General features: G+C 65.0%; 1 protein-coding gene. It reads left to right on the top strand.

Translation table 11 applies throughout. The annotated features are described in order from the left end of the window. Positions 1-1710: autotransporter-associated beta strand repeat-containing protein (locus tag DM374_RS32450; protein WP_177431646.1), on the top strand; the 1710-nt coding region annotated here is incomplete at both ends.

The raw sequence follows: 1710 nt of genomic DNA, 5'->3' as shown, positions 1-1710 counted from the left end.
TGGCGTGCTGAGCATCCTCGGCAACACCAGCCTGGATACGTCGGCTGATCTGCAAGTGGGCAACGCCATCGTGGTGGGGCAGCAACTGACGCTGGGCGGCAGCCATGACCTGACGCTGAGCGGTGCGCTCAGCGGCAACGGTGCGCTGATCAAGAACGGCAACGGCCAGCTTCTGCTGACTGGCACCAGCACCTACACCGGCAACACCTCGGTCAACGCGGGTGGCCTCACCGTCAATGGCACCTTCGCCAGCGCCAACGTGCAGATCGCCAGCGGCGCCAGCCTGGCGGGCAGCGGCACCTTGTCCGGCCAGGTCGGCCTGGCCGACGGCGCCAACCTGAATGTCGCCAGCGCCACTGCGCCGCTGACGGTTGGTGGTCTGTCGCTGGCTTCGACCAGCAACCTGAACTTCACCCTCGGTGCGCCGAACAGTGCGACATCGATGGTGAAGGTCAACGGCAACCTGACCCTCGACGGCCTGCTCAATATCAGCAACGGCGGCGGCTTTGGCCCCGGTGTGTACCAGTTGTTCAGCTACGGCGGCAGCCTGACCAACAACGGGCTGGACTTCGGCAGCCTCCCGGGTGGCATCCTCGCTGCGCAACTCGAGTTGCAGACCAGCATTGCCAACCAGATCAACCTGGTGGTCGGTGAAGCCGACGGCAACCTGGTGTTCTGGAACGGCTCCAAGACCAGTGCCGACGGCACCATCAGCGGCGGTAGCGGCACCTGGGGCGCGGACACCAACTGGACCAACTCCAGCGGCAGCAACGCCAACGGCTGGAGCGGTGGTCAGTTCGCGGTCTTCGGTGGGCAGAAGGGTACGGTCACCGTTTCCGGGCAACGGGTGTTCTCGGGCATCCAGTTCCTCGCCGACGGCTACAACCTGGTCGGCGGCACCGGCGACTCCCTCGAAGCGGTCAACGCGGCGGACGGTACCCTTGCAGCATTGCGCGTAGCCAGCGACGCAACGGCGACGATCAATACCGCCATTGTGGGCGAGGGCGGCATCCAGAAACTCGACGGCGGCACCCTGCTGCTGGGTGGCGCCAACACCTACAGCGGCGGCACACTGATCAGCGCCGGTATCCTTCAAGGCAACACCACCAGCCTGCAAGGCTCGATCGTCAACGACGCCAGCCTGATCTTCCAGCAGGATGTCGACGGTCGTTTCGGCGGCACCCTCGGCGGCACGGGCAAGGCGATCAAGCGCGGTCTCGGCAATCTGCTGTTCACCGGCTACAACGATTTCAGCGGTACCTTCACGGTCGAAGAGGGCGTGCTGCAGGTGGGTGAGACCGCCGAGGAAGAACCGGCTCCAGTGGTCGCTTCGTTCGCCCGCATGGCGTTGTTCGCGGTTCCGGTTGGCGACACCCTGGCGGCCGATATCACCGTCAACAGCGGCGCCGCGCTGACCGGTACTGGTACCGTCAACAGCGTGGTCAACAACGGCACCGTCCAGCCGGGTGCCAATGGCAACCTGACCGTCACGGGTGACTTCACCAACACCAGCAACGGTACCCTGAACATCAACCTGACCCCGCTGCCGACCAGCTACCTGGCCGTGGGCGGCACCGCCAACCTGGCCGGTACGCTGAACGTGTTCGCGGTAGCGTCATATGCCGGCGACACCACCTACACCTTGCTGACTGCCGACGGCGGTATCACCGGCAAGTTCGACAAGGACAACACCGCAAGCCTGGGTGTGAG

The sequence above is a fragment of the Pseudomonas huaxiensis genome (genome assembly GCF_003231275.1).
In the GTDB taxonomy this organism is placed as follows: Bacteria; Pseudomonadota; Gammaproteobacteria; order Pseudomonadales; family Pseudomonadaceae; genus Aquipseudomonas; species Aquipseudomonas huaxiensis.
Note: the sequence above shows the minus strand (reverse complement) of the source record. Positions and strands in the feature narration are given on the sequence as shown.